At 31.5% G+C, this 24,406-nt stretch carries 30 protein-coding genes; 26 read left to right on the top strand and 4 right to left on the bottom strand.

The annotated features are described in order from the left end of the window. Window positions 1–11 precede the first annotated feature (11 nt). From leuB to ACTPNM_RS11465, 5 genes are all read left to right on the top strand, one after another. On the top strand, window positions 12–1,127 hold the full coding sequence (gene leuB, locus ACTPNM_RS11485; RefSeq protein WP_440121910.1) for a 3-isopropylmalate dehydrogenase: 1,116 nt from the start codon (window positions 12–14) through the stop codon (window positions 1,125–1,127). Window positions 1,128–1,369: 242 nt separating this feature from the next. Next, on the top strand, window positions 1,370–2,236 hold the full coding sequence (locus ACTPNM_RS11480) for a M57 family metalloprotease (protein ID WP_274640639.1): 867 nt from the start codon (window positions 1,370–1,372) through the stop codon (window positions 2,234–2,236). Window positions 2,237–2,402: 166 nt separating this feature from the next. Next, entirely contained in the window at window positions 2,403–3,146 is a 744-nt protein-coding gene (locus ACTPNM_RS11475) for a hypothetical protein (RefSeq protein ID WP_440121909.1), read from the top strand. 71 nt (window positions 3,147–3,217) lie between these two features. Then, window positions 3,218–4,270 carry a sensor histidine kinase gene (locus tag ACTPNM_RS11470; RefSeq protein ID WP_440121908.1) on the top strand — a complete coding sequence of 351 codons (1,053 nt, stop codon included), beginning with the start codon at window positions 3,218–3,220 and terminating at the stop codon, window positions 4,268–4,270. Between the two features lie 2 nt (window positions 4,271–4,272). Next, window positions 4,273–5,055, top strand: a complete 783-nt coding sequence (locus ACTPNM_RS11465) for a LytR/AlgR family response regulator transcription factor (protein WP_440121907.1) — start codon at window positions 4,273–4,275, stop codon at window positions 5,053–5,055. Between the two features lie 127 nt (window positions 5,056–5,182). On the opposite strand, the gene ACTPNM_RS11460 is transcribed toward ACTPNM_RS11465, so the two are convergent. From ACTPNM_RS11460 to ACTPNM_RS11445, 4 genes are all read right to left on the bottom strand, one after another. Continuing rightward, window positions 5,183–5,551, bottom strand: a complete 369-nt coding sequence (locus tag ACTPNM_RS11460) for a nuclear transport factor 2 family protein (RefSeq protein ID WP_440121906.1) — start codon at window positions 5,549–5,551, stop codon at window positions 5,183–5,185. An 11-nt stretch (window positions 5,552–5,562) separates the two neighbouring features. After that, a complete protein-coding gene (locus ACTPNM_RS11455; protein ID WP_440121905.1) occupies window positions 5,563–6,306 on the bottom strand; it encodes an SDR family NAD(P)-dependent oxidoreductase in 744 nt (247 codons plus the stop codon). 5 nt (window positions 6,307–6,311) lie between these two features. Further along, window positions 6,312–6,506: a tautomerase family protein gene (locus ACTPNM_RS11450; RefSeq protein WP_073183706.1), complete on the bottom strand. Its 195-nt coding sequence runs from the start codon at window positions 6,504–6,506 to the stop codon at window positions 6,312–6,314. Window positions 6,507–6,623: 117 nt separating this feature from the next. Further along, window positions 6,624–7,187, bottom strand: coding sequence for a Crp/Fnr family transcriptional regulator (locus tag ACTPNM_RS11445; protein ID WP_440121904.1), 564 nt, complete (start codon window positions 7,185–7,187; stop codon window positions 6,624–6,626). 616 nt (window positions 7,188–7,803) lie between these two features. On the opposite strand from ACTPNM_RS11445, the gene tssD reads away from it, so the two are divergent. The 21 genes from tssD (at window position 7,804) to ACTPNM_RS11340 (ending at window position 24,405) form a co-directional block, all read left to right on the top strand. After that, a complete protein-coding gene (gene tssD / locus ACTPNM_RS11440) occupies window positions 7,804–8,289 on the top strand; it encodes a type VI secretion system tube protein TssD (protein WP_440121903.1) in 486 nt (161 codons plus the stop codon). Between the two features lies 1 nt (window position 8,290). Beyond that, the gene (locus ACTPNM_RS11435; protein ID WP_440121902.1) at window positions 8,291–9,568 is read left to right on the top strand and encodes a hypothetical protein; all 1,278 of its coding nucleotides are present in this window, start codon (window positions 8,291–8,293) and stop codon (window positions 9,566–9,568) included. 74 nt (window positions 9,569–9,642) lie between these two features. Beyond that, a complete protein-coding gene (locus ACTPNM_RS11430) occupies window positions 9,643–9,993 on the top strand; it encodes a hypothetical protein (RefSeq protein ID WP_440121901.1) in 351 nt (116 codons plus the stop codon). A gap of 906 nt (window positions 9,994–10,899) precedes the next feature. Continuing rightward, window positions 10,900–11,565: a hypothetical protein gene (locus ACTPNM_RS11425; RefSeq protein ID WP_440121900.1), complete on the top strand. Its 666-nt coding sequence runs from the start codon at window positions 10,900–10,902 to the stop codon at window positions 11,563–11,565. A gap of 82 nt (window positions 11,566–11,647) precedes the next feature. After that, window positions 11,648–11,797 (top strand): hypothetical protein, encoded by a 150-nt coding sequence (locus tag ACTPNM_RS11420; protein ID WP_170141641.1) that lies wholly within the window; start codon window positions 11,648–11,650, stop codon window positions 11,795–11,797. Window positions 11,798–11,821: 24 nt separating this feature from the next. Beyond that, the gene (locus ACTPNM_RS11415) at window positions 11,822–12,055 is read left to right on the top strand and encodes a hypothetical protein (RefSeq protein ID WP_099216602.1); all 234 of its coding nucleotides are present in this window, start codon (window positions 11,822–11,824) and stop codon (window positions 12,053–12,055) included. Continuing rightward, entirely contained in the window at window positions 12,055–12,336 is a 282-nt protein-coding gene (gene yidD, locus ACTPNM_RS11410; RefSeq protein ID WP_440121898.1) for a membrane protein insertion efficiency factor YidD, read from the top strand. The genes ACTPNM_RS11415 and yidD overlap by 1 nt, the downstream gene beginning before the upstream one ends. 80 nt (window positions 12,337–12,416) lie before the next feature. Continuing rightward, window positions 12,417–12,974, top strand: coding sequence for an SH3 domain-containing protein (locus tag ACTPNM_RS11405; protein ID WP_415269841.1), 558 nt, complete (start codon window positions 12,417–12,419; stop codon window positions 12,972–12,974). An 84-nt stretch (window positions 12,975–13,058) separates the two neighbouring features. After that, window positions 13,059–13,388 (top strand): YegP family protein, encoded by a 330-nt coding sequence (locus ACTPNM_RS11400; RefSeq protein WP_415269842.1) that lies wholly within the window; start codon window positions 13,059–13,061, stop codon window positions 13,386–13,388. 102 nt (window positions 13,389–13,490) lie between these two features. Beyond that, window positions 13,491–13,712, top strand: a complete 222-nt coding sequence (locus ACTPNM_RS11395; RefSeq protein ID WP_099216606.1) for a hypothetical protein — start codon at window positions 13,491–13,493, stop codon at window positions 13,710–13,712. A gap of 7 nt (window positions 13,713–13,719) precedes the next feature. Then, entirely contained in the window at window positions 13,720–14,478 is a 759-nt protein-coding gene (locus tag ACTPNM_RS11390; protein ID WP_440121896.1) for an ion transporter, read from the top strand. Next, window positions 14,478–14,726, top strand: a complete 249-nt coding sequence (locus ACTPNM_RS11385) for a DUF4236 domain-containing protein (protein WP_159615776.1) — start codon at window positions 14,478–14,480, stop codon at window positions 14,724–14,726. Before ACTPNM_RS11390 ends, ACTPNM_RS11385 begins: the two co-directional genes overlap by 1 nt. Window positions 14,727–14,753: 27 nt before the next feature. After that, a complete protein-coding gene (locus tag ACTPNM_RS11380; RefSeq protein WP_440121895.1) occupies window positions 14,754–15,122 on the top strand; it encodes a DUF6804 family protein in 369 nt (122 codons plus the stop codon). Between the two features lie 4 nt (window positions 15,123–15,126). Next, a complete protein-coding gene (locus tag ACTPNM_RS11375) occupies window positions 15,127–15,522 on the top strand; it encodes a hypothetical protein (RefSeq protein ID WP_440121894.1) in 396 nt (131 codons plus the stop codon). 13 nt (window positions 15,523–15,535) lie between these two features. Then, entirely contained in the window at window positions 15,536–16,798 is a 1,263-nt protein-coding gene (locus ACTPNM_RS11370; RefSeq protein ID WP_440121892.1) for an ABC transporter permease, read from the top strand. Window positions 16,799–16,804: 6 nt separating this feature from the next. Beyond that, window positions 16,805–17,719: a hypothetical protein gene (locus tag ACTPNM_RS11365; protein WP_440121891.1), complete on the top strand. Its 915-nt coding sequence runs from the start codon at window positions 16,805–16,807 to the stop codon at window positions 17,717–17,719. A 3-nt stretch (window positions 17,720–17,722) separates the two neighbouring features. Further along, a complete protein-coding gene (locus ACTPNM_RS11360) occupies window positions 17,723–18,193 on the top strand; it encodes a thermonuclease family protein (RefSeq protein WP_440121890.1) in 471 nt (156 codons plus the stop codon). A 336-nt stretch (window positions 18,194–18,529) separates the two neighbouring features. Then, entirely contained in the window at window positions 18,530–20,386 is a 1,857-nt protein-coding gene (locus tag ACTPNM_RS11355) for a DNA topoisomerase IV subunit B (protein ID WP_440121889.1), read from the top strand. Between the two features lie 42 nt (window positions 20,387–20,428). Next, entirely contained in the window at window positions 20,429–20,557 is a 129-nt protein-coding gene (locus ACTPNM_RS11350; protein WP_440121887.1) for a hypothetical protein, read from the top strand. A 267-nt stretch (window positions 20,558–20,824) separates the two neighbouring features. Next, on the top strand, window positions 20,825–23,539 hold the full coding sequence (locus ACTPNM_RS11345) for a DNA gyrase/topoisomerase IV subunit A (RefSeq protein ID WP_440121885.1): 2,715 nt from the start codon (window positions 20,825–20,827) through the stop codon (window positions 23,537–23,539). Further along, window positions 23,539–24,405, top strand: coding sequence for a mechanosensitive ion channel family protein (locus ACTPNM_RS11340; protein WP_125067321.1), 867 nt, complete (start codon window positions 23,539–23,541; stop codon window positions 24,403–24,405). Before ACTPNM_RS11345 ends, ACTPNM_RS11340 begins: the two co-directional genes overlap by 1 nt. Window position 24,406: the final 1 nt, after the last annotated feature.

Below are 24,406 nucleotides of genomic sequence, written 5' to 3'. Positions count from 1 at the left end.
AAAGTAAAAAGATGAAGTACAATATAGCGGTAATACCAGGAGATGGAATAGGACCAGAAGTAACAGAGCAAGCAAAAAAAGTGCTTAGAGCTGTTGGTAATGTGTTTGATCACACATTCTTATTTAAAGAAACATTAATGGGAGCTTGTGCTATTGATAAAACAGGAAATCCATTGCCTGATGAAACCATTGAGTTGTGTAAAAAGAGTGATGCTATTTTATTTGGAGCCATAGGAGATCCAAAATATGATAATGATCCTACAGCAAAAGTACGTCCAGAGCAAGGATTACTACGTTTAAGGAAAGAGTTAGGGTTATTTTGTAATGTACGTCCTGTAAAAGCATATGACACATTAATTCATAAATCACCTTTAAAGAAAGATAGAATTGAAGGAACAGATATTACTATTTATAGAGAGCTAACAGGAGGAATCTATTTTGGTATTAAAGAGCTAAGTGATGATGGGAAGCATGCTTTTGATGGTTGTTCTTATACTGTAGAAGAAATAGAACGAATGGCACATTTAGCTTTTCAAGCAGCTCAAAAAAGACGTAAAAAATTAACGTTGGTAGATAAAGCCAATGTATTAGAAACCTCAAGGCTGTGGCGTAAAACTGTTGGAGATTTAGCAACTCAATACCCTGATGTTGAAGTAGACTATTTATTTGTTGATAATGCAGCGATGAAGTTAATTTTAAACCCAAAAGATTTTGATGTTATTTTAACCGAAAACCTTTTTGGAGACATTCTTTCTGATGAAGCAAGTGTTATAGGAGGTTCTATAGGTTTGTTAGCTTCCGCTTCAGTAGGAAAAGAAAATGCGTTATTTGAACCAATCCATGGATCTTTTCCACAAGCAAAAGGAAAAGACATCGCTAACCCATTAGCATCCATACTATCATCTGCATTGTTGTTAAGACATTTAGAATTGCATACAGAGGCAGATACAGTAGAGAGTGCTGTTCAAAAATCATTAGAATTGGGTATTACTACAGAAGATATTAATTCAGAAAACCCATTTTCAACATCTAAAGTAGGAGATTTTATAGCAGACTATATATATAATCAAGAAGATAGTGATATGAATTTCCAAAATATACATATGGGGCAAAGCACCATTATATAAGTAGTAAAAACTATAAATAATTATGTAAACTTCCTTTAACTATCATGGTTAAAGGAAGTTTTGTTTATAAATAATTGGTAGTCTGATTGTTAGTTGTTTGAAATTATCGTGTATTGTTTAATATTTAATATTTTATGATTTTTCTGTTTAAATATTCTTTTTTTTAACGTTTTTTTCAGGTTTATTTAAAATATATGAATCTAAAGTGTAGATTTACAGCGAATTAAAAAACCCTTCATATTATGAAAAAAACAAAGTTAGCCCTAATTATGGGCTTGTCTGCAGGTGTATTCTTCACCTCATGTTCAAGTGAAAACGAACAAGTTAAAAACCCTGAAGTTATAGAGCAATCTAGCGATAACCCAGGACTTAAACCAATACCTCAAGAGGTAGTTGATGCTGTAGCCAAATTAGAGCTAAATGTAGATCATATTCGTTATGACAATTTTTACTTTCCTGATGGAACTTCAGAAGTACGTTTATTTTTAGAGGAAGATGTAGTAATAACAGAAGATCAGTTGTTTACTATGGCTAAAGCTAAAGATCAATCTGCTCGTCAATACTCTACCAACAATTTGGTATCTCAGGGTAGAAATATTTCTATCGTAGGATACACAGGTGGTGGTGGATATGGTCTTTCTAGTAAAGAGCAAACAGCATTACAATGGGCGGTAGATAATTACAACCGTTTAAGTGGTGTATCTATTAGCTTTACATTAAGTTTTGGAACCAACTACAGCAACAAAGATATGGTAGTATACCATAACCCAACTCAATCTGGAGCAGGTGGTAGTGCAGGTTTCCCAAGCAATGGTTTACCATACAAGTTTGTACAAATATATGGTTTGAACAACTACGATACAAATGTTGTTGAGCATGTAATTACACATGAAATTGGACACTCAGTTGGATTTAGACATACAGATTGGTTTAGCCGTCAAAGTTGTGGACAAAATACCAATGAAGGTACTGCAGGTGTTGGAGCTAACCATGTATCTGGTACACCAACAGGATACGATTCAACTTCAGTTATGTTAGCGTGCTTTAGCTCTAACGAAGACGGAGAGTTTAATGGTAACGACATTACAGCATTACAAAACATGTACTAAGAAATAACTAACCTTAATACATAGTGAGCCACCGATTAAAAGTCGGTGGCTTTTTTATTGCTTATATTCCTTAGTTTATCATTTATTTTCCTGAGCTTATAAAAAAAATGTTTTTAAAAACATGAGTCCAAAATACTTTTGAGGCATCTAATAATAAAAACATACCATGATGAACACAAAAAGAGAACTTATTTTTTTAAGAACATTTGCAGTAAGTATAACAGCTTTAATAGGAGTTTTAACTACTGTAGCCTTTAAAAATAAAGGGAATACACAATTTGATACTATTGATGTAAAAAGAATTAATATTATAGAAAATGATGGAACAGTAAAAATGCTAATTACAAATGCAGCAAACTTCCCTAGTAAAGGTGATAAGATTAATGGAAGAGTATATCACGAAAGAAAAAAGAGAGCAGGAATGCTTTTTTATAATGAAGAAGGTATAGAGTGTGGCGGATTTATTTATGATGGTAAAAAAACTGAAAAAGGACATAGTTCAGGGTTATCGTTAACGTTTGATCAGTATGATGGAGACCAAGTAATGCAGCTCATAACTACAGATGCAAAGAGAGATGGAAAAAGGTACAAAGCAGGTAGGTTAGTATTTAATGATAGAGGAGATAACGAAACCCAAGAAAAGACTCAAAAAATAAGTGAAGAATTAAGAGCTATTAAAGATCCTGCTGAAAGAAGAGCTAAGTTTAAAGAGTATCAACAAAAAGGAATGATAGGTGGGGTACCAAGAGTAGCTTTAGGACAAACACCAGGAAAACAAAACGGATTATTTTTATACGATTCTAACGGAAAAACAAGAGCTAAGTTTATTATAGATGAGGATAATAAAATAAAATTAGAAGCCTATGATGAAAAAGGAAATACAGTAAGTACTTGGCCAGAAGATAAATAGAAATACTAGAGTTTGCGGTGAGATTCAATCAAAAGTTTCATCGCAAATTTGATATATTTGTGAGTACTGATATGAAAACAAACACATCCTTTTTTAGAGAAAATGCTACATTTTTAATCTTTCTCTTTACCTTTTGCTTAATATTTATTTTAAAAAATCAATTTGGGAATTCAGATTCTTGGAAAGATTTTATCTTTTATCCTGATGCTCCCTTTTGGTATTTCTTTAAAGCAGTTTTTATTTTTTGGTGGGTTAGTTTTATTAAAAAGAGTATTAATAAAAGCTCAAAAAAACAAACTTCATTAAGTAGAAGATATGTGCAATTTTTTGGAATAGGCTTGTTAACATATTTAGTGATAGGAAATAGTTTCGGATTAATTGTTGCGTTCATTTTTGATACCTATTCCAGAAACTTTGGTTCTGTTTATCATGTAATATATGTTAATATAAATTCTGTAATTGACTTTATTATTTTTGGAGGATTTTCATTAGCCTACTTGTATTATAAAGAAAATGTTGCTTATCAAAAGCAGGTAGCTGCCTATGAAATAAGTAAAGCTAAAAATGAAATAACACAATTAAAAACACAATTAAACCCTCACTTTTTATTTAATAATCTAAATATTTTAGATCAACTTATTGAAGAAGATACTCAAAGAGCTTCTTTATTTTTAAATCGTTTTGCAGAATTATATAGGTATAGCTTACATAGTTCAGATAAACAACTGGTTACATTAAAAGAAGAGTTGTTTTTTACAGAAGGATATTTTAAGCTAATGGAAGAAAAGTATGAAGGTTATTATAAACTAAATATAGCACCAACTTTATACACAAAAAACATTGTAGTACCCCCGTTTTGTTTACAAGTTCTTATAGAAAATGCAATCACTCACAATAAAGGAACCTCCGAATCACCTGTAGATATTACTATAACAGAGGATGAAGGAATTAAGGTAACAAATAATAAAGTACTGTATGCTACAAGAAGAAAAGGTAATGGAATGGCGTTGATTAACTTATCAAAACAATTTGAGTTACTTGCTGAAAATACTATTAAAATACGTGAAACTGAAAAGGAGTTTGAAGTTGTTTTACCATTAATACCATCTCATAAATCTGTATAAAAATGATAAAAGCACTTATTGTTGAAGACGAATTACCAGCTAGAAAAAAGCTAAAAAAATATATAGAAAGTTATCATGAACCTATCACTGTGGTAGATGAGTTTGAAACAGTAGAAGAGGTGCTTCAGTTTTTTGAATCAACGTCTGATATTGACTTAATTTTTTCTGATATAGAATTACGAGACGGTAATGTTTTTGATGCTTATAATAAGCTACAAATTCAAGTACCAATTATTTTTATAACAGCATACAATCAGTTTTGGATGCATGCTTTTGAAACCAGTGGTATAGAGTATTTATTAAAACCTTATTCGTCTGAACGTTTTGAAAAAGCAGTAAATAAATATTCAAGCTTAAAAAGTTCAATGAAGGATGAAAGTAACCATAATGTTTTACAAAAATTAGATGCTTATCTAGCAAACCAAACAGCTCAAACACCTAAAAGCTATCAAGATTTTATTGCTGTTAAATCTTCTCAGTACACCTACTTCTTAAAGATGGAAGAGGTAATGTATTTTCAAGCAGATTATGGAATTGTAACAGCATATGATATAAATAATAAAAAACATGTATTAAATCAATCCTCCTTAAAAGCATTAGAAGAAATAATAAACCCTAGTGTGTTTTTTAAAATTAATAGAGGCGAACTTCTCAATAGAAACTATATAGAAAAGATAAGTAGGTATAATAAAAATGTAGTAGCCATCAATCTAAAAAACAGCAAAACAGTTTTAAAAACCAGTCAAAATAAAACAGCAGAGTTTACTAAGTGGTTAGGGTTATAAAATAGGCGATTACAGTCATCCCGAACAAAAGTGAGGAATCTCATTCAAAAGAGAAAAGCCATTTAGTCTGATAGTAATAAAAACAAAGCAGCTTAGATAAAAACCCAAACTGCTTTTGTTTATAGTGTTATTCTACATGTGTAAAAACCTTAGCTACAATTTTCCATTCATTCTCTATTTTAGTTAGAGACAAGTAGTCGTAATAATTATAACCCAACATAGGTACATGTAACTTTGCCATGGCAATTTTCCCCATAATATCAACTCCAATAATTTTCATGTTAAAAGATTCCTTCAAATCATTTGGACTTTGTCTGTTAGCAACACCTTCAATATAGGCTTCAGCACTTTTAAAATAGTCAGTCCCTTTAATATCTCCATAAATAGGAGTATTGTTATGAAAGCATGCTCGAAGTTTTTCAGTATCTCCATAAAAAATACCCTCAAAGTAGTTCGTTACTAAAAGCTCTATTGCTGTTATATTCTCTTTATACATATTTTTAGTTTTTAAATAGCATGACCAATAGTATGTCCACCTGCCACATTCATCGTTTCACCTGTAACAAAATTTGAAAAAGCTAAATAATAAGCAGCTTCAGCAATATCAGTAACTTCACCAATACGGTTTAATAAGTGTAACCCTGCCAAACTATCAGCATCTTCAATACCAATTTTGCTTTGTAGCGGACTTCTAATAATACCAGGAGCTATAGTATTTACTTTAATATTATCATTACCAAACTCAGCAGCTAACTGTCTGGTTAAGGCATGAATTGCACCTTTGCTCATTAAAGGAGCAGTAGCAGGAAAACCAGCAATAGCATGGTCTACCAATACGGTTCCTATATTTATAATCGCTCCGTTTTTTTGTTCCACCATACTTGGAATAACAGCTTGAGAAGCAAAATAAGTTCCTTTTAAATTTACATTCCAGTACAACTCTAAATCCCTTTCTTCAACCTCTAAAAAAGGTTTAGGAGCAAAGATTCCAGCGTTGTTAATTAATACATCTATACTGTTGAATTTTTCTAAAGCTAAGGCTACTAATCGCTTACTTGTTTCCTGCTTACTAATGTCTCCAACAAGAAAAGCAGCGTTTGAAGGATTTCCTAACTCTTTATAAGCATTTTGTAAGTTTTCTTTGGTAGAAGCATTCATTACCACATTGCATCCTTTTTCTATAAAAAGTTTAGCAATTTCTTTACCAATACCAGTTGAAGCTCCTGTAATAATTGCAGTTTTATTTTTCATAAGTCTTATTTTTTAGTTCCTAAATATTGTTTACCATCGTGTCCCCAATTACCCATAGGAACTTCTTCAATAACAATATGGGTAGTTGCAGGATTTTTCTGAAGCACATCAACTAAAAGCTGTGTAGTTCCTTCAATAAGTTGACGTTTTTGTTCTTGAGTTACCTGTTCGTCGGTAACTTTAATGTTTACAAAAGGCATAATAATATGTTTTAAAATTATGCTACAAAGTTGCGGTGGATACACAACTCTACACAGGAGCTATGTCACACCTTTAAAGTGATGTATGTCACATACAAACAGTAAGAAGTACTAAAATTAAGAATTAAGTCTGCTAAGAGTTTCTCTAGAAACCCCTAAATAAGCAGCAATCATTTTTTTAGGAACACGTTGAAAAAGGGTAGGGTATTGTTCTAAAAGTTGGTCGTATCGTTCTTTTGCAGAATTTTGTAAGAGCGATACAATTCTTTTTTGAAGAGCTATTCTGCCCATTTTACTCTTTTTAGCCCAAAAGCGTTCCATTTTGTGCATGGTAGCAGTAAGTTTATCACGGTTTTCGTAAGTAATGTATAGTAGTTTACAATCTTCAATACAATCAATTGCTGTTTTAGAAGGTAGTTGCTTTACAAATGACTCGTAATCGGTAATCCACCAATTTTCCATAGCAAATTGTAAAATATGTTCTTTACCGCTATCTTCAATAAAATAACTCTTTACACAACCTTTTATCACCCAATACTCTTTATTGGCAGTTTCACCTTCTTGCAGTAAGTATTGATGTTTACGCTTAGTAACAGGCTGAAAAAAACTTAGGATATAAGCAAACTCCTCATCAGTAAGAGGAATAATTTCTTCAATATGTTGTCGTAAAGGATGTGTCATTTAATAAAGAGTATGCTATTTTCTTTTTACTATATGCAAATATACTTGTAAAGTAAGTAGTATTTAGAAAATGTTTTTATGTACTGTCATTACGATGAGGGGGGGTGAACTCCAAACAAAAAGATTACCACGCTTTATTCATAATGACTATATATTTTATGACCTTCAAGAAAATCTTTGAAAATCAAGACAGCAGCGATGGAGGTAAGATAAAAAGCTGTTTGAGCGGTAGCGAGTTCTTTTTATCAGTGGAAGTTGTCGTAGTATTTTCTTACGATTTTATTGTAAGTCTTGATTTTTGTTTCTTTTTATCAAGAAAAAGAATATAAAACTCCTTTTTATCGTCATAACGAGGAGCGATAGCGACGTGGTTATCTCATTATTTAAAATCCATACTCTAACAACAAACAAAGCATTCTTTCAAAGTATTTAACCTTAAACAAAGTTAGTAGAAGTACTTATTAAGTACAAACAAAGTACACGCTCCGTATTTACTTAGTACAAAGAGATTTAATGAAAAATATTCTAGTTTTTTAAATGGAAAAATTGTAGGTTTGATACGTTGAAATTGCTAAGAATTACTTCAACAAGAAAAAAAATAACTAAAAATAAAGCTATGAAATATAGAACTATGCTGTTGTTTAACAACAGAGAGATAGAAGTACTAACCTATAACTTTGGTTTTAATAGAAACATTAATGCTTCTGACCAACCTACAAGCTCCGCTAACTTTGCAGGTTTAGAATTAGAAATAGAATCAGGTAGTAATACTGATTTTGAAGAATGGGCTTGTAAAGAAAATGCTATAGACCAACTAGAGTTAAAAATATACTACCCATATTTAAAAGGAGGCTCTAAAACAATGACTTTTTTTGATTGTTACCTAAAGAAATATGAAACAGTATTTTCTAATACAAACGATCAACCGATAAAAGACCGATTAATTATTATATGTGCAGGAGTGAAAATGCCTAACGCTTCGCTAGAATATTCTACGTATTGGAGGAAAACACTTTCTGGAGTACAAAAAGAAGTAACTAATAATGGTAGTGCCGTTTCTAGTAACGGTACAAACTTTAGTGTAACCCCAAAATTATCGTAATATGCCAAGTTTTGTCTCCCTAGGAATAGCTGATTACAGCGGAAATAGTGAAAGAGGCTTTGTACAATTTACTTACCAAATAGCCGATAATAATGCCAAAGAACTAACGCTACAAATTAGAGATGGAAGCTCGGTGATTTTTGAAGAAAAAATAACAGATGCTAGCAAACTAAAACAAGGAGAACACATTTGGAAATGGGATGGGTTTGATAGCGGAGGAATTTTAGACACTGCTAAACTAACACAATACGAAAATTTAAACCTGTATACTATTGGCGTAGATAGCTCAAATAACTATAGCAGAAAAAAGTTAGATTTTAGTATGCGTTACGATGAGGTAAAATGGGTAGATGTAAAGATTGATAAAAACTCTAAAAGAATAGATGTTACATTACGTGTTAACTTAAAAGATGGAGGAGCAAGAGGAATAGAGTGTTATGAAAAGGATATTGACCCAGATCCAAAACTTAGAGTTCCAATGGAAGTATGTCCGTGGGATAAAATACCAGAAGAAGTATTATCACATTATGGTAAGTCTCCTATTAAGAGTAGAACAGAGAGATTTAGCTTTGAAGAATTGAAAAAAATGGCTTTAGAAGGGATTAATAAGTATTGGAGTAGGCACAGTAATAACATAGGGAAAGGTGTAAATATAAATGGAGAATTTTATGAACTTTATATAAACTCCATAAATGAAACTAACCCAAGGTTAAGCCTTAATGATGTTCCTTTAATTTACAATACAAATAACCCTTGGTCTCGTTCTGGAAATACAGGAGGTAGTTACGATGATGGTAATTTGGATGATGAAGTTATGGGGTTATTGCCTAATGGAATAGTTCAAAGACTATCTTATAATGTAGGATATATTTTCCATTCTAATTGGAAGGAATGGTATAAAGGTCACCCTATTCATAAAACAAAAGGTTGGGTGTTTAATTCAGCAGTTGATGAAACAGAAGACTTTATGGAAACATCAGCTCATGAAATTGGACATGAAATATTACAAGCTCTAGCGGGTACAGTTTTTTCTTGGCAGCATAAAGGGAGTTCATATTATTTTCCTCAAGATAGAAAGCCTGTAGGCAAAGAGTCTATTAAGGAGGAATATGTGAATATTGATTTTATGGAAAACTCTAAGGGAGAAAAAGCTCCTGCTAGAGGAGAGATAGATTTAATGAAATATTATAATAATTACTCTAACTATAAAAATAGAATAATAGCAAGTGAAAAAGATGTTTTAGGTTTTCTCTGGCTAACTAAATTAAATATAAGATGATAAAAATTTTCTTAATAATATTTGCTCTCTGTTCTTTGATATTAATTCTTAGTTCTCGATTTAGAAAACAAAAATTGTATTTAAAAGTACTTATTTATATCTCTTTTACTATTGTATCAGTTTTTATTTTCTTTATAACTATAATATATTTATGGAACTCAGGTGATGATTATAATCAACAAAAGCATGTTATGGAATCTTGGAATATTCAAGTCTTAAATAACTCAGAGATGCCTATAAGAGATGTTAAAGTAATTAATTTAAGAGAACAAACAGATACAATTATATCAGATATTGATGGAACTGTAAATCTATATGAGTTTAGAGAAGGCTTGGTAGTGCTTCAGGCAGAAGGTTATATTCCAGACACTATAAATGTAGCTGAAATGCCAAGTACAAAGGTGTATTTAAATAAGTTAAAATAAGTACCTTTTTATCAAGAAAAAGAATATAAAAATCCTTTTTATCGTTATCACTTTCAATGACGTAAACCTATATATACAATAGTATACGGTCATTCCGAACGGTAGTGAGAAACCGTAAGGTTCAGCGTAGCTAAATCTCACTCAGAAGTGTTACCCTTATTCTTTTATTATAATCACTGTCAGTTCGAGTGATTTTTATTGAGTGATAACGAAGTGAAAATGGTATCGAGAACTATTAGAAAACTTCTCGATACAAAATTATTTTCATTTCATTTCAATAATTTTACTCGAAGTGACACTAGATGATAAAAAGAATATAGAACAAAGACCTATAAATAAGTCTTTACTCTAACGGCGAAGCGGTCTATTCTATTAGCTCTAAAATAACCGTCATAACGAAGAACGATAAAACACCCTATAAAACATTGAGAATTTTGTTAGTTATAGTAGTGAACACCTAATACCCATTAAAAAACATAACAAAAAGAGTATATAATATAAGAAAGTACGAGCTATATGCTCGTACTTTTTACGTTATTAAATTTTGTATTAACCTTCATACACTACTGTATGAAGTCACCCGACACTACTGTATAGTGTTACGATACAGTAAGAGTATATGTAGACTCAGCTATCATAATATCCTTTAAAAATTGATGAGTACTAGAAGTAGCTTGCGTTTTAATTCTAACATGATAGTTACCAGCAGCAAGGGCAGGAGCTTGACCAATAATCTTCTTATTACTCTTTTAAAAGTTAAGAAAATCAATATAACCTCTAACAAAGCTTTAATTATGGAAGCCATTTTGTATAGCCCCTAACATAATAGCAAAGCCTACGGAAACCCTCAAAGTTTTGTGCTTTAAGGAGGATAAGTTTGCAGTAATATTAATAAAAAAATAAAAAATGAGAAAAGTGTTTATTGTATCGGTAATACTATTAGCTATTGTTTCGTGTTCTTCCCCTCTTGATAAAAAGTTTAATGAAGAAAGAGCAGCAGAAGACATCAAGGCGGTTCAATCAGAAATTGATTCAACTGAATTTGGAATGTTGATGGGATCAATGTTAAGATTAAAACTAGAAGGAGAAAGAGTAGAAGGCTTAACCTACAGGGAAATTTTAGAAAAAGGGAAAAGGTGGAAAGAAAAAGAAGAAGAACTAGAGAAAGAGCAGAAACTCTTAGCAGAGAAAGCAAAAAAAGAAGAGTTAGAAAGGATTAATAGATTATCAGAAAGTGTAGTGATTTCTTGTTTTGAAAAGGGATTTTATAAGTACAAATATGAAGATTATATTACGTATAAGTTTGTAATTCAAAATAAATCGAGCAAAAATATAAGAGCAGTAAAGGGGAGCCTTATTTTTTCAAATTTATTTGATGAAGAAATAAAAATGATAAACTTGGTTTATGATAAAGTGCTTACAGCAGATACTACCGTTAATTATGAAGCACAAACAGATTACAACCAGTTTAGTGATAGTGATAAAGCTCTTAAAAACAAAGAGCTAAAGGACATGAAAGTAAAGTGGAAACCTGAGAAAATAATTTTTGAAGACGGAACAACTTTAGAGTAAATCATTAACCCTACGGATTCCCGTAGGGTTTTGTGTTTTTATAAAGGTAGGTTTGTAATGATATTAACAAAAAAATATAGATATGGCTGTAAAGCACACACCAACAAATGAGGTTCATAAAGGAAGTAAAGGAGGAACTACAGGATGCGGTTTTGATACAACAGAGCACCCAGAACATTGGGTAAGTACTAGTGATAGAATTACTTGTGATAAAAATGGTTGTAAAAACTAGGAATCAAATTTTAAACAGAGAGTTATGGAATATAAAGTAATACCCTTTACACCGTCTATTGATAGAAATAAAGGAAACTCAGCAAAAGTAGCACAACAATTAGAAGCTATTATTAGTAATTACAACGATCAAGGTTGGCGATATGTTCGACTTGAGAGTGTGGAAACTCATGTTCTCCCTGATTCAGGTTGTTTTGGAATAGGTTCTCAACCAGGATATACAGCATACAGACAAATGATTGTTTTTAGTAAAGAATAATGAAACATTTGTTACTTCTTTCTATAAAGGCGTATTGGAAGTTTAAACCAAAGGATAAGCCAGCACGCTGTATATTTAGAAAATCCTGTTCACATTATGTATATGAAGAAACAAAAAGAAAAGGACTGTTAGCAGGAATAAAAGCATTAAAATATCGGTTTAACAATTGTACTTATGGTTATGAACTGTATTTAAACCCGATTAGTGAGAAAAAACAGATGTTGCTAAAGAATGGAGAAGTACTAGAAGAAGAGGAAATAGCAAAGCGACTATTATATTGATTAAACCCTACGGATTTCCGTAGGGTTTTCTGTTTTATAGAAATTAGATTTGATATAATAAACTTAATCCCTTCAATATTATGAATCAGAAATATGAAAAAGTATTACTAATTACATCATTATTAATAGTAATAGTTGCTACGGTAGTTGTAACGAAGAAAAACAATTCTAAAGAAAATTTATATAACAAAGCTTTAGTAGGCTGTTATGTTCCACCTAAAGCTAGGTGTACAGGCTCTGTAAACTGTAGAGCATGTAAAAACTGTAAGTATTGCAAATACTGTAACAGCGGAGGCTCTTGCGGAGTTTGCGGAAAAAGAAGTAGTACAAAAAGCTATACCAACTCTTATAAAAGCTATTCAAAGAAGCCACAAACCAAACAAACTATTTTTGACGGACGCACTACAAAAAGAACCTCTTCTTTAGAAGAACCTTATTATCTAAAAACATTATTGGTAAACAAAAACCTTTTAAATTTAAGAAGTGGCCCAAGTACTTCTTATTATGTAATTCAACAATTAGACTTTGGAGAAAAACTAACCATATTAGCCACTCAAGCAAAATGGATTAAAGTAAAAGTACAAAGAACAAAAGTAACAGGGTTTGTTCATGTTAGTGGTGTTCTTTTGGTGGAATAAAAGAAAGCTTAGATGTGGGTTTCCGTAGAGTTTTCTGTATTAGAAAGTATAGTTTTGATGTAGTACTAATTAAAAATATACAAAATGGGAAACCCAAAATTTGAAATCAAAAAGAGAACGGATAATGAATTCATGTTTAACTTGAAAGCAGGAAATGGAGAAGTAATTTTAACCAGTGAAGGCTACGCTAGTAAACAAGGATGTAAAAATGGAATAAGTTCTGTAAAAACGAATGCACCAGATGACGATAATTATGAAAGAAAAGTAGCTTCAAATGGGCAATATTATTTTACACTAAAGGCGCAAAATGGAGAAGTTATAGGTAAAAGTGAAATGTACACGACCACTTCAGCAAGAGATAAAGGAATTGAATCAGTTAAAAAAAATGCACCAATAGCCTCTGTAGAAGAGTAAATATAAACAAAACAAAAAAGAGTATTTAGAAGCCTTACGGAAATCCGTAAGGTTTTGTTTTTGAGGTAGTTTAGATTTGAGGTATAACCAAACTAAAACATAATGATAAAAAGATTACAAATTGTAGGTCTCTTTTTTATTTCAGTATTATTAACAGAATGTTCTACTGATACGGATGGAATAGAAGAGCAAGAAACAAAAACAGAATGGAAGTGTGGGGTTCATAATGGAAAGCAATTATGGACAGGACCCAAAGGAGGATGCTATTATAAGAATAGTAATGGAAATAAAACATATGTAGACAGATCAGAATGTAATTGTTAAATGAGCTATGAGTACAAGAGCATTAAATGTATTCAATTACAACCTGTTTTTATCAAGGTTTATTTATGGTTTAATTATTGTAAATATAATCTGTTTAGTACTAGAGTCTTTTAAAACTTTAAGAGTTAACTATACACAGTTCTTTCAGTTTATAGAAGGATTCTCTATTCTGGTTTTTTCAATAGAATTTATAACAAGAATTGTAATTGCAGAAAAGCAAGATAATAAAGGGTGGAGTTCTTACGTGTTTTCTGGTTACGGAATTTTAGACTTACTGTCAATATTACCTTTTTACTTACCACTAATTTTTCCGTTTGATTTACGAGTTTTAAGAGTGTTGAGGCTGTTAAGGTTAGTACGAATATTTAAACTAGGTAGGTATTCAAAATCCTTTAAAACAATCAATTTAATACTAAAAGAAACCAAGCCAGAACTCTTAATAACAGCCTTTATAGCATTGATATTAGTAATGCTCTCGTCTACTTTAATCTTTTATGCAGAAAACGAAGCACAACCTGATAAGTTTTCAAGTATTATAGAAGCCTTTTGGTGGTCGTTAGGAACGCTTACCACTGTAGGAGTAGCAGATATGTACCCCGTAACTCCCTTAGGAAAATTCTTTAGCGCTTTAATAGGAGTTATAGGAATTGGTTTTGTGGCATTACCTACAGGAATTATTAGTTCAGCTTTAATAGATAAAGTAAAAGAAGAAAAGAGTAATTGTAGTAACTGCCCTAATTGTGGGGTAAGAATAGATAAGAACTAATGGGATTTCAATTTTACAGACGAATAAAATTAGGAAAAGGTTTTGGACTGAATATTAGTAAATCGGGCATTTCTCCAAGTTTACGAACTAAAATAGGAGCAGTAAGTTCCAAAGGGTACTCTATAAGAACAGGTATAAAAGGGTTGCAGTATAGAAAAAGACACTCTAAAAAAGAAGGAATAGGCTGCCTAGGAATTGTCTTTGCTATAGTTAGTGTTTTTGTAGCACTATTAATAAAAAGAAAGTAAATGTACTCGTAGTTAAACTTTAATCAAATGAAAGTAGGAATACAAAAAACAGTAAATATTATTTGTGCCATAGCATTGTTTTTAGCAGTAACAGCATTACCAATAGAATATTACAATGTTTTAAGAATAGTAATTTTTGCAGGGTGCTTATTGATAGTTTTTAATCAGAAAATAAAGAAGTATTGGAGGTTATTATTTATACCAATAGCATTATTATTTAACCCCATATTTCCCATCTATTTATATGTAAAATCATATTGGGTTCTTTTAGATGTTCTCTGTGGAATCTTATTTCTACTGCTCGTATTTTATGGGTATAGTTCAAGCATAAAAAAACAACGAACAATAAAAAAACAAGTGTCTAAAAATAAAGACATGTATAATGTTAAATATTAAAAAAATGAATGAAATAACTACCGAACTTAAAAGTCACTTTTTAAGACTATATGAAATGGCTTTTGCTGACGATGATTTTGATGTGTTAGAAACACAAATGCTATACAAGTTTGCAGAAGAGAGAAATATATCTAAACAAGAGTTAGATAATATTTTACTATCAAGCCAACAAGAAAGCTTAGTACCCGAAAGCTTGGAGCTTAAAGTTGAATACTTATACGATTTAGCAGTAATGATTTGGGCAGATGGAAAAGTAACAGAAGATGAAATGATAACTCTAAAAAAGTATTGTTTAAAGTTCGGGTTTTTGGAAGAGAACTTAGAGGAATTGACTAGTTTTTTGATAGAAAATGCAAAAAAGCATACACCTAAAACAACATTGTTAAAACAACTAACCTAATCAACTAACAAATATGGAAGCCTTAAAAAAAATATTTACTACAAGGGAGAAAGACCCAGTAGAAGAAGTAGTAGTAAAGGAAGAAAAAAAAGATGTTAAACTAACTTTTTTCGAAAGTGGTTATGGATCATCTAAGCAGGCCTCAGGGAATCACAAAGTCTTTAGAGCTTGTTTAAACGATGTCTATATGGATTATAAAAGAAAATGTGCAGAAGACGAAGAGCTACAAAAAAAACTAAAACAACCACATATTCAAGAGAAAGGAAGAGAAGGCATAGAACTTAAAAAAAGACAAACAGCCAAAGCAATCTTAGAAGAAAGTATAAAAACTGATGAAGAAAAGATTGAAGAGTGCGAACATCAAATAGTTGAAGTTAGAGAAAATCCAGAGAAGTATGTAGAAGAAGTAGATAAAAAGCCAAAAGCCCAATTTTATTTAGGGTTAATAGTACTTATTCCAATAACATTCTACTTATTAGTTTTTTACATATCAGCTTCATATTCAGCTTTTTTTAAAGACTTTGAAAATAGCGAGTTATCAGCGGCAATTTTTGATGGAAAATCATTTTCTAAAGCTTTAGAACATGGAGTGTTAGAAGCGGTTTTTATAGCTACCATACCATTCGCTTTTATGGGTTTAGGGTATTTAATACATATGTTTCAAAAACATAAAAATTGGTTGTCATATGTAAAAATAGGAGCATTATTTATTATTACTTTTATATTCGATGCCATACTAGCGTATCAGATAGAAATGAAGATTTATGATTATAATAAAACACCAGATTCACCAGAGTTCGATTTGTCAATAGCCTTTAGTAAAGTGGAGTTTTGGGGAATAATCTTTGCAGGCTTTGTCGTATATATAATTTGGGGACTGGTGTTTGATTTTATTATGAAGGAATATGAGAACATTGATAAAATAAAAGCCTTTATAAGAAGTAAAAGAGAAACGATTGTTAACCTACAAAAATCAATAGCTGAAGCCATAGAAAAATTAAACGGTGTAAAAGAAGAAATCTCAGGAATAGAAGCAAGAATTGCAAACTTACAGAGAACAATTGATGGCTTTGTATTCCCTAATAAACGTTACTTAACCTACCATGCAGAATATGTAAAAGGATGGTATTTAGCTATAACAGACAACTTTTTAGATTTAAAACGAAGAGATGAATTGCTTTCTAAATGTGATGAGGTAGAAAAAGAACATTTGTCTAAATACGATTTAACAGACGAAAACACGGAAGGAATAATTTATAAATCTCAACTAAAATAACGAAAAATGAAAGCATATAAACTTATAATAGTAACTCTATGTATTATACTTACCTACTCTTGTTCAAATAAAAAAGAGAAAGATCCAATAGCAGAAGTATCAAAAGAAGTAAGAAGTACAAGTAAAATAAAGAGTAAAGAAAATTTAAATATTAGTATAGTATTAGACTTGTCAGATAGAATAAACCCCAAAAAATATCCAAAGCCTTCAATGGAGTTTTATCAAAGAGATTTAGGTTACATCGAATCCGTTGCGAAGACTTTTGAAAATCATATTAGAGGGAAGAGAACAAATAAAATTAATGATAAAATACAGTTGTTTGTTGAACCAGCACCATCAGATAGTGAATTAAATCAGAAAATAGCTACACTCAAAACACAGTTTGATAAAACCAATGCAACCAAAGACGAAATTCTAAAAACCTCAAAGAAGTATACAGAAATATGTAATAATATTTATGAAACCGCAATTACAGATGACAGTTATGTTGGGTCAGATATAAGAGGTTTTTTTAAAAATAAACTACAAGATTATTGTGTGGAAGAAGGATATAAGAATGTGGTAGTAGTTTTAACAGATGGTTATGTGTACCATAAAGACAATCTTACAAAAGAACAAAACAGAACATCTTATTTAGTTCCAAAAACAATAAGAAGTTTTAAGCTAAACAAAGGTAATTGGAAAGAGAAGTTTCAATCAAAAGATTATGGTTTTTTACCTTTACATAAAAATTTAGAAAATGTAGAAGTATTAGTTCTGGGAGTAAATCCGAATAAAAAGAACCCCTATGAAGAAGATGTTATAAAAGAATATTGGAAAAAATGGTTAACTGAAATGAATGTTAAGAAATTTCAAATAAAAAGAGCCGATTTACCAATTCATATAAATGATGTTATCAACGATTTTATCCTTAGTAACTAAACTATGTATCTAAAAACAATACTATTATTTTTATTAATAACTTTAACAGGGGCAAAAGTACCAAAAGAATTTAGAGCAAGAGTAATTGGAGTAGTAGACGGAGATACAGTAAAGGTACTATATCAAAACAAACCAATACATATAAGGTTAGAACATATTGATTGTCCAGAAAAAGGACAAGCTTATAGTACCAAAGCAAAACAATTTGTATCTAGCAGTATATTTGGAAAAACAGTTAAAGTAGTCAACAAGGGTAAGTGGCATTGGAACCGTTTAATTGCTGAAATATATTTTGATAACCATCAAAATATCAACAAAAACTTAGTAGAAAAAGGATTGGCAATGCACTTTAAAAAATATTCAAAAAGTAAAGAATATGCCCTGTTAGAAAGGAAAGCAAAACAACTTAAAATAGGTATGTGGTCATTACCTAATGTAACCACACCTTGGCAATATAGAAAACAACCAAACTAAAAAACAAATGAAAAAAGTCATAATAATGCTACTATCAGTAGGTGTGTTAGTGGCATTTCAAAAAGTAGAAGACAAAAAAGTGTATATCTGTAGCAGTATAGCAAGCACAAAATATCACTTTAAAAAGAATTGTAGAGGATTGTCGCAATGCAAAGCAACGATAAAGGAAAGTACAGAGAAAAAAGTGAGGAGATATGGGAGATTGCTCTGTAAATGGGAGAAGAAAGCATTAAAAAAGAAATAAAACGAACTCTGTTGATAACTATATTAACAGAGTTTTTTATTTTTTCTGGCGAAGTACTATTTTAGCACAGACTTCAATTCACACGATTTTTTATGACGCAAGAAACACAATATACCGAAGACAATATACGCTCGCTCGATTGGAAAGAACATATCCGTATGCGACCTGGGATGTATATTGGTAAACTTGGAGATGGATCATCACCAGACGACGGAATTTACATTTTGGTTAAAGAGGTTTTAGATAACTCTATTGATGAATTTGTCATGGGAGGAGGTAAAACCATAGAAGTTTCTGTACAAGGAAATAAAGTAATCGTTCGAGATTATGGACGTGGTATTCCGCTAGGAAAGGTAGTTGACGTAGTTTCTAAAATGAACACAGGAGGAAAGTACGACTCAAAAGCCTTTAAAAAATCAGTAGGTTTAAACGGAGTTGGTACCAAAGCAGTAAATGCGTTATCAACCTACTTTAGAGTAGAATCTAATCGTGATGGTAAATCAGCTTCAGCAGAGTTTGAGAAAGGAAACTTAACGAATCAAGAATTACTGGATGAAACATCACGTCGTAGAGGTACTAAAGTAACCTTTATAGCAGATGAAACAATCTTTAAAAATTACAAGTATCGTCCTGAATATATATCTAAACTATTAAAAAACTATGTGTACCTAAACCCAGGGTTAACCATTGTTTTTAATGGAGAAAAGTTTTATTCAGAAAACGGATTAAAAGACTTATTGGAAGACAACAACAACAAAGAAGATATGTTGTATCCAATAATTCATTTACGAGGAGATGATATTGAAGTAGCAATAACACACAGTAGAACACAATATTCAGAAGAATACCATTCGTTTGTAAACGGACAAAATACTACACAAGGAGGAACACACTTAAATGCCTTTAGAGAAGCAGTAGTAAAAACAGTTCGAGAGTTTTTCGGAAAGAACTTCGATGCTTCCGATGTACGTAAGTCAATTATCGGTGCCATTTCAATCAAAGTAATGGAGCCTGTTTTTGAAAGTCAAACAAAAACGAAATTAGGTTCTACAGAAATGGGAGGAGACTTACCAACCGTAAGAACCTACATTAATGACTTTGTAAAAACACAGTTAGATAATTATTTACATAAAAATACAGAAATAGCTGACAAACTTCAAAAGAAGATATTACAGGCAGAAAAAGAACGTAAGGAATTATCAGGAATACGAAAGTTAGCTCGTGAACGTGCAAAAAAAGCAAGTTTACACAACAAAAAACTACGCGATTGTCGTATACATTTTGGTGACACTAAAAAAGATGGGTATTTAGATACTACGTTGTTTATTACGGAGGGAGACTCGGCAAGTGGTTCAATTACCAAATCACGTAACGTAAACACACAAGCAGTATTTAGTTTAAAAGGGAAGCCATTAAACTCGTATGGGTTATCTAAAAAGATAGTGTACGAGAATGAGGAATTTAACCTACTACAAGCAGCTTTAAATATTGAAGACGGACTGGAAGACTTGCGTTATAACAATATTGTAATAGCAACCGATGCCGATGTAGATGGTATGCACATTCGTTTGTTATTAATAACATTTTTCTTACAATTCTTTCCAGAAGTAATCAAGGAAGGACACCTGTATATTTTAGAAACTCCGTTATTTAGAGTACGAAATAAAAAGGAAACCATTTATTGTTATTCAGAAGAAGAAAAGCAAGCTGCGATAAACAAACTAAGAGGAAAACCAGAAATTACTCGATTTAAGGGGTTAGGGGAGATTTCTCCTAACGAATTTGTCCATTTCATTGGAGATGATATTCGTTTAGACCCAGTTATGTTAGACAAAGAAATGTCGATAGAACAAATGTTAGAATTCTATATGGGTAAAAATACCCCTGACAGACAAAAGTTTATCATTAACAACTTAAAGGTTGAGTTAGACTTAGTAGAAGAAAATTAATATGAAAGAATTAAAGAATTAATTATAATAGTATCATTGATAATGATTCTTGTATGTGCCTTAATGATTTATTTTGGTAGTCCATCAAGTCAAAACTCATATATAGGAATATTATTAATGCTGATTATGGCTTTAGTATTAGGTTCATCTATCAAAACAACTAAAGAATAAAGATATCAGATAAATAAATTAGCTTGCAATTAAAGTACAAGAAAAAATAATGGATAGAAATAGAAGAGCTAGAATATATTTATTAATAGCGTTTTCAATTTTTGTTGTCAACATATTTAACGTTGATTTTAGCAATTTAAACTGGGAAGCAAATAGGTCGTCTTATATCAATATGATAGTAGCAGCCCTAGTTTGTATAGCTATTTTTTTACTAATAAAGAAGAGATAAAAGAACTCCTAAACGAATAAAAGTTTAAACATTCATACATGAGTGAAGAAAACAACAAGTACGAACAAGACGAAGAATTAAATCAACCCCTTGAAAATACAGAGACCATAACCAAGGTTACGGGAATGTACAAGGAGTGGTTTTTAGACTATGCTTCGTATGTAATTTTAGAACGTGCAGTACCGTCAATGGAAGATGGGTTTAAACCAGTGCAACGTCGTATTATGCATTCAATGAAAGACTTAGATGATGGGCGCTATAACAAAGTAGCAAATATTGTTGGTCACACAATGCAGTATCACCCTCATGGAGACGCTTCAATTGCTGATGCGATGGTACAAATGGGGCAAAAAGAGCTGCTAATCGATATGCAAGGTAACTGGGGTAACATTTTAACAGGAGACCGTGCCGCAGCCTCTCGTTATATTGAAGCACGTTTATCAAAATTTGCGTTAGATGTTGTTTTCAATGCTAAAACTACTGAGTGGCAAGCTTCGTATGACGGACGTAAAAAAGAACCTGTAAACTTACCCGTAAAATTCCCTTTACTGTTAGCACAAGGAGCAGAAGGTATTGCGGTAGGATTATCAACAAAAATATTACCGCACAACTTTAACGAGTTAATAGATGCTTCTGTAAAGTACTTAAAAGGAAGAAGTTTTACTATTGTACCTGATTTTTTAACAGGTGGAATAGCAGATGTTACCAATTATAATGATGGTAAACGAGGAGGTAAAGTGAGAGTAAGAGCGAAAATATCTGCTCTTGATAAGAAAACACTAGTAATTACTGAAGTGCCTTTTGGTACAACTACATCATCTTTAATTGATAGTATTTTAAAGGCCAATGATAAAGGCAAAATTAAGATTAAGCGTATTGAAGATAATACTGCAGCTAATGTTGAAATCTTAGTGCACTTACCAGCTAATGTATCACCAGATAAAACGATAGATGCATTATACGCTTTTACTAATTGTGAAAACTCAATATCTCCGTTATGTTGTATTATTGAAGACAACAAACCTGTATTTATTGGGGTAACAGAAGTCTTAAAAAAATCGACAGACTTCACAGTAGAGTTGCTTAAACGTGAATTAGAAATTCAGTTACACGAATTAGAAGAGCAATGGCATTTTGCTTCTTTAGAACGTATTTTTATTGAGAATAGAATTTATCGTGATATTGAAGAAGTAGAAACTTGGGAAGGAGTAATTGAAGCAATTGATTTAGGGTTAAAACCGCATACTAAGCATTTAAAAAGAGAAGTAACTGAAGAAGATATTGTTCGTTTAACAGAAATCAGAATCAAGAAAATCTCTAAGTTCGATATTGATAAAGCGAAACAATTTATTGAAAGTTTAGAGGAAAAAATAGCTGAGGTTAAACATCACTTAGATAATTTAATTGACTTTGCTATAGACTACTTTAAAGAGTTAAAATCAAAATACGGAAAAGGGAAAGAGCGTAAAACCGAAATCCGCATTTTTGACGATATCGTAGCTACCAAAGTAGTAATGCGTAACTCAAAACTCTATGTAAATAGAGAAGAAGGATTCATAGGAACATCCTTACGAAAAGACGAATATGTTACAGATTGTGCCGATATTGATGATGTTATAGTATTTAGAGAAAATGGCTCTATGGTAGTAACTAAAGTAGACTCTAAAACTTTTGTTGGTAAAGGAATTATTCATGTTGCCATATTCAAGAAAAAAGATAAACGTACTGTTTACAACATGATATATCGTGATGGAGCGAAAGGAGCTTCATACATGAAGCGTTTTAATGTGACGTCAGTAACTCGTGATAAAGAGTATAACTTAGCCAATGATGATTCGAAATCAAAAGTATTGTATTTTACCGCAAACTCTAATGGAGAAGCTGAGGTGGTAACTATTTTACTACGAGCAGTAGGAAGCGTTAAAAAACTAAAGTGGGATATAGATTTTGCAGATTTAGCGATAAAAGGACGCGGTGTTAGAGGTAACTTAGTAACCAAGTACTCAATTAAAAAAGTAGAGTTTAAAGAAGCCGGAGTTTCAACTTTAAAACCTAGAAAAATTTGGTTTGACGATACAGTACAACGTTTAAATGTTGATGGTAGAGGAGAACTTTTAGGAGAGTTTAAAGCAGAAGATAAAATTTTAATAGCAACTCAATCAGGAAAAATCAAAGCAGTATCACCAGATTTAGCGATGCATTTTGAAAACGATATGATTGTGTTAGAAAAATGGAAACCTAACAAACCAATTTCAGCAATCTATTTTGATGGTGTAAAAGAACGTTATTTTGTAAAACGATTCTTAGTTGAAACACCAGACAAGGAAGAGCTTTTTATATCAGAAGACGAGAAATCAAAGTTAGAAATTATTGCTACAGATTATCGTCCTATGGCTGAGGTAATTTTCTCAAAAAGAAGTTTAGACAAAATAGAAGTTAATTTTGAAGACTTTATAGCAATAAAAGGAATTAAAGCTCAAGGAAATCAATTAACAACAGACAAAATAAGAACAGTTAATTTATTAGAATCATTGCCTTATGAAGAGCCAGAAGAGGAAAAAGTGGAGGATATCGAGGTAAATGATGAAGAAGAAATTAAAGAAGAAGCATTACCTTTGGAAGTAGAAGATGCTAAGCCTAAAGATAAAGAGTTTGTAGAGTCTAAAGAAGACAAAGCAAAGAAAGCGTTGGAAAGAGCACTTCAAAAGAAGAAGAAAGATAAGGATGACGAAAGTCAAACAGCGTTGTTTTAATGGATAAGCTTTTACCATACCGTTTTAATTTAGATACCTTTTTTGGTGTTTTAGGATACATTATCGTTGTATTTCTAGTGTCTTGGGTTATTTCTAGATTGGTAAGAGCCATTATTTGGCAACTAATTAAGAGTAAGAAAGAAGATCGTTTTGGTAGAACAAGTATTCAGTTTTTACGTAATTCAGTATCTTTTGTAATAGGGCTTTTAAGTGTCATTTATGTAATTATGACCGTGCCTGCTTTTAGAAGTAAAGCAACCTTAATTTTTTCTGGAGCCGGTATTTTAGCAGCCATTATAGGTTTTGCTGCACAAGCAGCACTTTCTAACTTAATAGCAGGAGCTTTCATAGTTATTTTCCGTCCATTTAGAGTAGGAGACTATATTAAACTGGACGATACAAGAGTTGGTATTGTTGAAGACATAACGTTGAGACATACCGTAATAAATAACTTTGAAAACAAGAGATTGATTATACCAAATTCGGTAATAAGTACAGATTCTATTTTAAATCATACTATAGAAGATTCTCATGTATTGAGTTTTAATAATTTTAAAATAGGGTTGAAAGCAGATATTGATTTAGCACGAAGAATTATACAAGAAGAGGCAGTTAAGTTACCAACTGTTATTGATTATCGTACACCAGATCAAGTGATGAGTGATATACATCAAGTAGATGTTCGTGTTATTGATGTCTACCCAGATCATATTCACATGCGTGCTTATGTATGGTTAAATGAACCATTTCAAGAATTTAAGACTAAATGTGCTTTAAAAGAAGCGGTACATAAACGTTTTCTTGAAGAAGGTGTTGACTTGCCAATACCAATTAACATAAATGAAATAATAAAAAGAGCAAACTAAG

Origin of the sequence: Tenacibaculum sp. Ill (assembly GCF_051938915.1) — a bacterium.
Classification (GTDB): Bacteria; Bacteroidota; Bacteroidia; order Flavobacteriales; family Flavobacteriaceae; genus Polaribacter; species Polaribacter larymnensis.
Note: the sequence above shows the minus strand (reverse complement) of the source record. Positions and strands in the feature narration are given on the sequence as shown.

Bases quoted from the DNA above. Each gene is read 5' to 3' on its own strand.
- ACTPNM_RS11425 (WP_440121900.1), top strand. From the start codon at position 10,900: ATGAGAAAAGTGTTTATTGTATCGGTAATACTATTAGCTATTGTTTCG.
- ACTPNM_RS11340 (WP_125067321.1), top strand. From the start codon at position 23,539: ATGGATAAGCTTTTACCATACCGTTTTAATTTAGATACCTTTTTTGGT.
- ACTPNM_RS11400 (WP_415269842.1), top strand. From the start codon at position 13,059: ATGGGAAACCCAAAATTTGAAATCAAAAAGAGAACGGATAATGAATTC.
- ACTPNM_RS11405 (WP_415269841.1), top strand. From the start codon at position 12,417: ATGAATCAGAAATATGAAAAAGTATTACTAATTACATCATTATTAATA.
- ACTPNM_RS11450 (WP_073183706.1), bottom strand. From the start codon at position 6,506: ATGCCTTTTGTAAACATTAAAGTTACCGACGAACAGGTAACTCAAGAA.
- ACTPNM_RS11480 (WP_274640639.1), top strand. From the start codon at position 1,370: ATGAAAAAAACAAAGTTAGCCCTAATTATGGGCTTGTCTGCAGGTGTA.
- ACTPNM_RS11355 (WP_440121889.1), top strand. From the start codon at position 18,530: ATGACGCAAGAAACACAATATACCGAAGACAATATACGCTCGCTCGAT.
- ACTPNM_RS11375 (WP_440121894.1), top strand. From the start codon at position 15,127: ATGAATGAAATAACTACCGAACTTAAAAGTCACTTTTTAAGACTATAT.
- ACTPNM_RS11385 (WP_159615776.1), top strand. From the start codon at position 14,478: ATGGGATTTCAATTTTACAGACGAATAAAATTAGGAAAAGGTTTTGGA.
- ACTPNM_RS11390 (WP_440121896.1), top strand. From the start codon at position 13,720: ATGAGTACAAGAGCATTAAATGTATTCAATTACAACCTGTTTTTATCA.
- ACTPNM_RS11350 (WP_440121887.1), top strand. From the start codon at position 20,429: ATGATTCTTGTATGTGCCTTAATGATTTATTTTGGTAGTCCATCAAGT.
- ACTPNM_RS11415 (WP_099216602.1), top strand. From the start codon at position 11,822: ATGGAATATAAAGTAATACCCTTTACACCGTCTATTGATAGAAATAAA.
- ACTPNM_RS11470 (WP_440121908.1), top strand. From the start codon at position 3,218: ATGAAAACAAACACATCCTTTTTTAGAGAAAATGCTACATTTTTAATC.
- ACTPNM_RS11365 (WP_440121891.1), top strand. From the start codon at position 16,805: ATGAAAGCATATAAACTTATAATAGTAACTCTATGTATTATACTTACC.
- ACTPNM_RS11455 (WP_440121905.1), bottom strand. From the start codon at position 6,306: ATGAAAAATAAAACTGCAATTATTACAGGAGCTTCAACTGGTATTGGT.
- ACTPNM_RS11395 (WP_099216606.1), top strand. From the start codon at position 13,491: ATGATAAAAAGATTACAAATTGTAGGTCTCTTTTTTATTTCAGTATTA.
- ACTPNM_RS11475 (WP_440121909.1), top strand. From the start codon at position 2,403: ATGATGAACACAAAAAGAGAACTTATTTTTTTAAGAACATTTGCAGTA.
- ACTPNM_RS11465 (WP_440121907.1), top strand. From the start codon at position 4,273: ATGATAAAAGCACTTATTGTTGAAGACGAATTACCAGCTAGAAAAAAG.
- leuB (WP_440121910.1), top strand. From the start codon at position 12: ATGAAGTACAATATAGCGGTAATACCAGGAGATGGAATAGGACCAGAA.
- ACTPNM_RS11370 (WP_440121892.1), top strand. From the start codon at position 15,536: ATGGAAGCCTTAAAAAAAATATTTACTACAAGGGAGAAAGACCCAGTA.
- ACTPNM_RS11380 (WP_440121895.1), top strand. From the start codon at position 14,754: ATGAAAGTAGGAATACAAAAAACAGTAAATATTATTTGTGCCATAGCA.
- ACTPNM_RS11435 (WP_440121902.1), top strand. From the start codon at position 8,291: ATGCCAAGTTTTGTCTCCCTAGGAATAGCTGATTACAGCGGAAATAGT.
- ACTPNM_RS11420 (WP_170141641.1), top strand. From the start codon at position 11,648: ATGGCTGTAAAGCACACACCAACAAATGAGGTTCATAAAGGAAGTAAA.
- ACTPNM_RS11445 (WP_440121904.1), bottom strand. From the start codon at position 7,187: ATGACACATCCTTTACGACAACATATTGAAGAAATTATTCCTCTTACT.
- yidD (WP_440121898.1), top strand. From the start codon at position 12,055: ATGAAACATTTGTTACTTCTTTCTATAAAGGCGTATTGGAAGTTTAAA.
- ACTPNM_RS11345 (WP_440121885.1), top strand. From the start codon at position 20,825: ATGAGTGAAGAAAACAACAAGTACGAACAAGACGAAGAATTAAATCAA.
- ACTPNM_RS11360 (WP_440121890.1), top strand. From the start codon at position 17,723: ATGTATCTAAAAACAATACTATTATTTTTATTAATAACTTTAACAGGG.
- tssD (WP_440121903.1), top strand. From the start codon at position 7,804: ATGAAATATAGAACTATGCTGTTGTTTAACAACAGAGAGATAGAAGTA.
- ACTPNM_RS11460 (WP_440121906.1), bottom strand. From the start codon at position 5,551: ATGTATAAAGAGAATATAACAGCAATAGAGCTTTTAGTAACGAACTAC.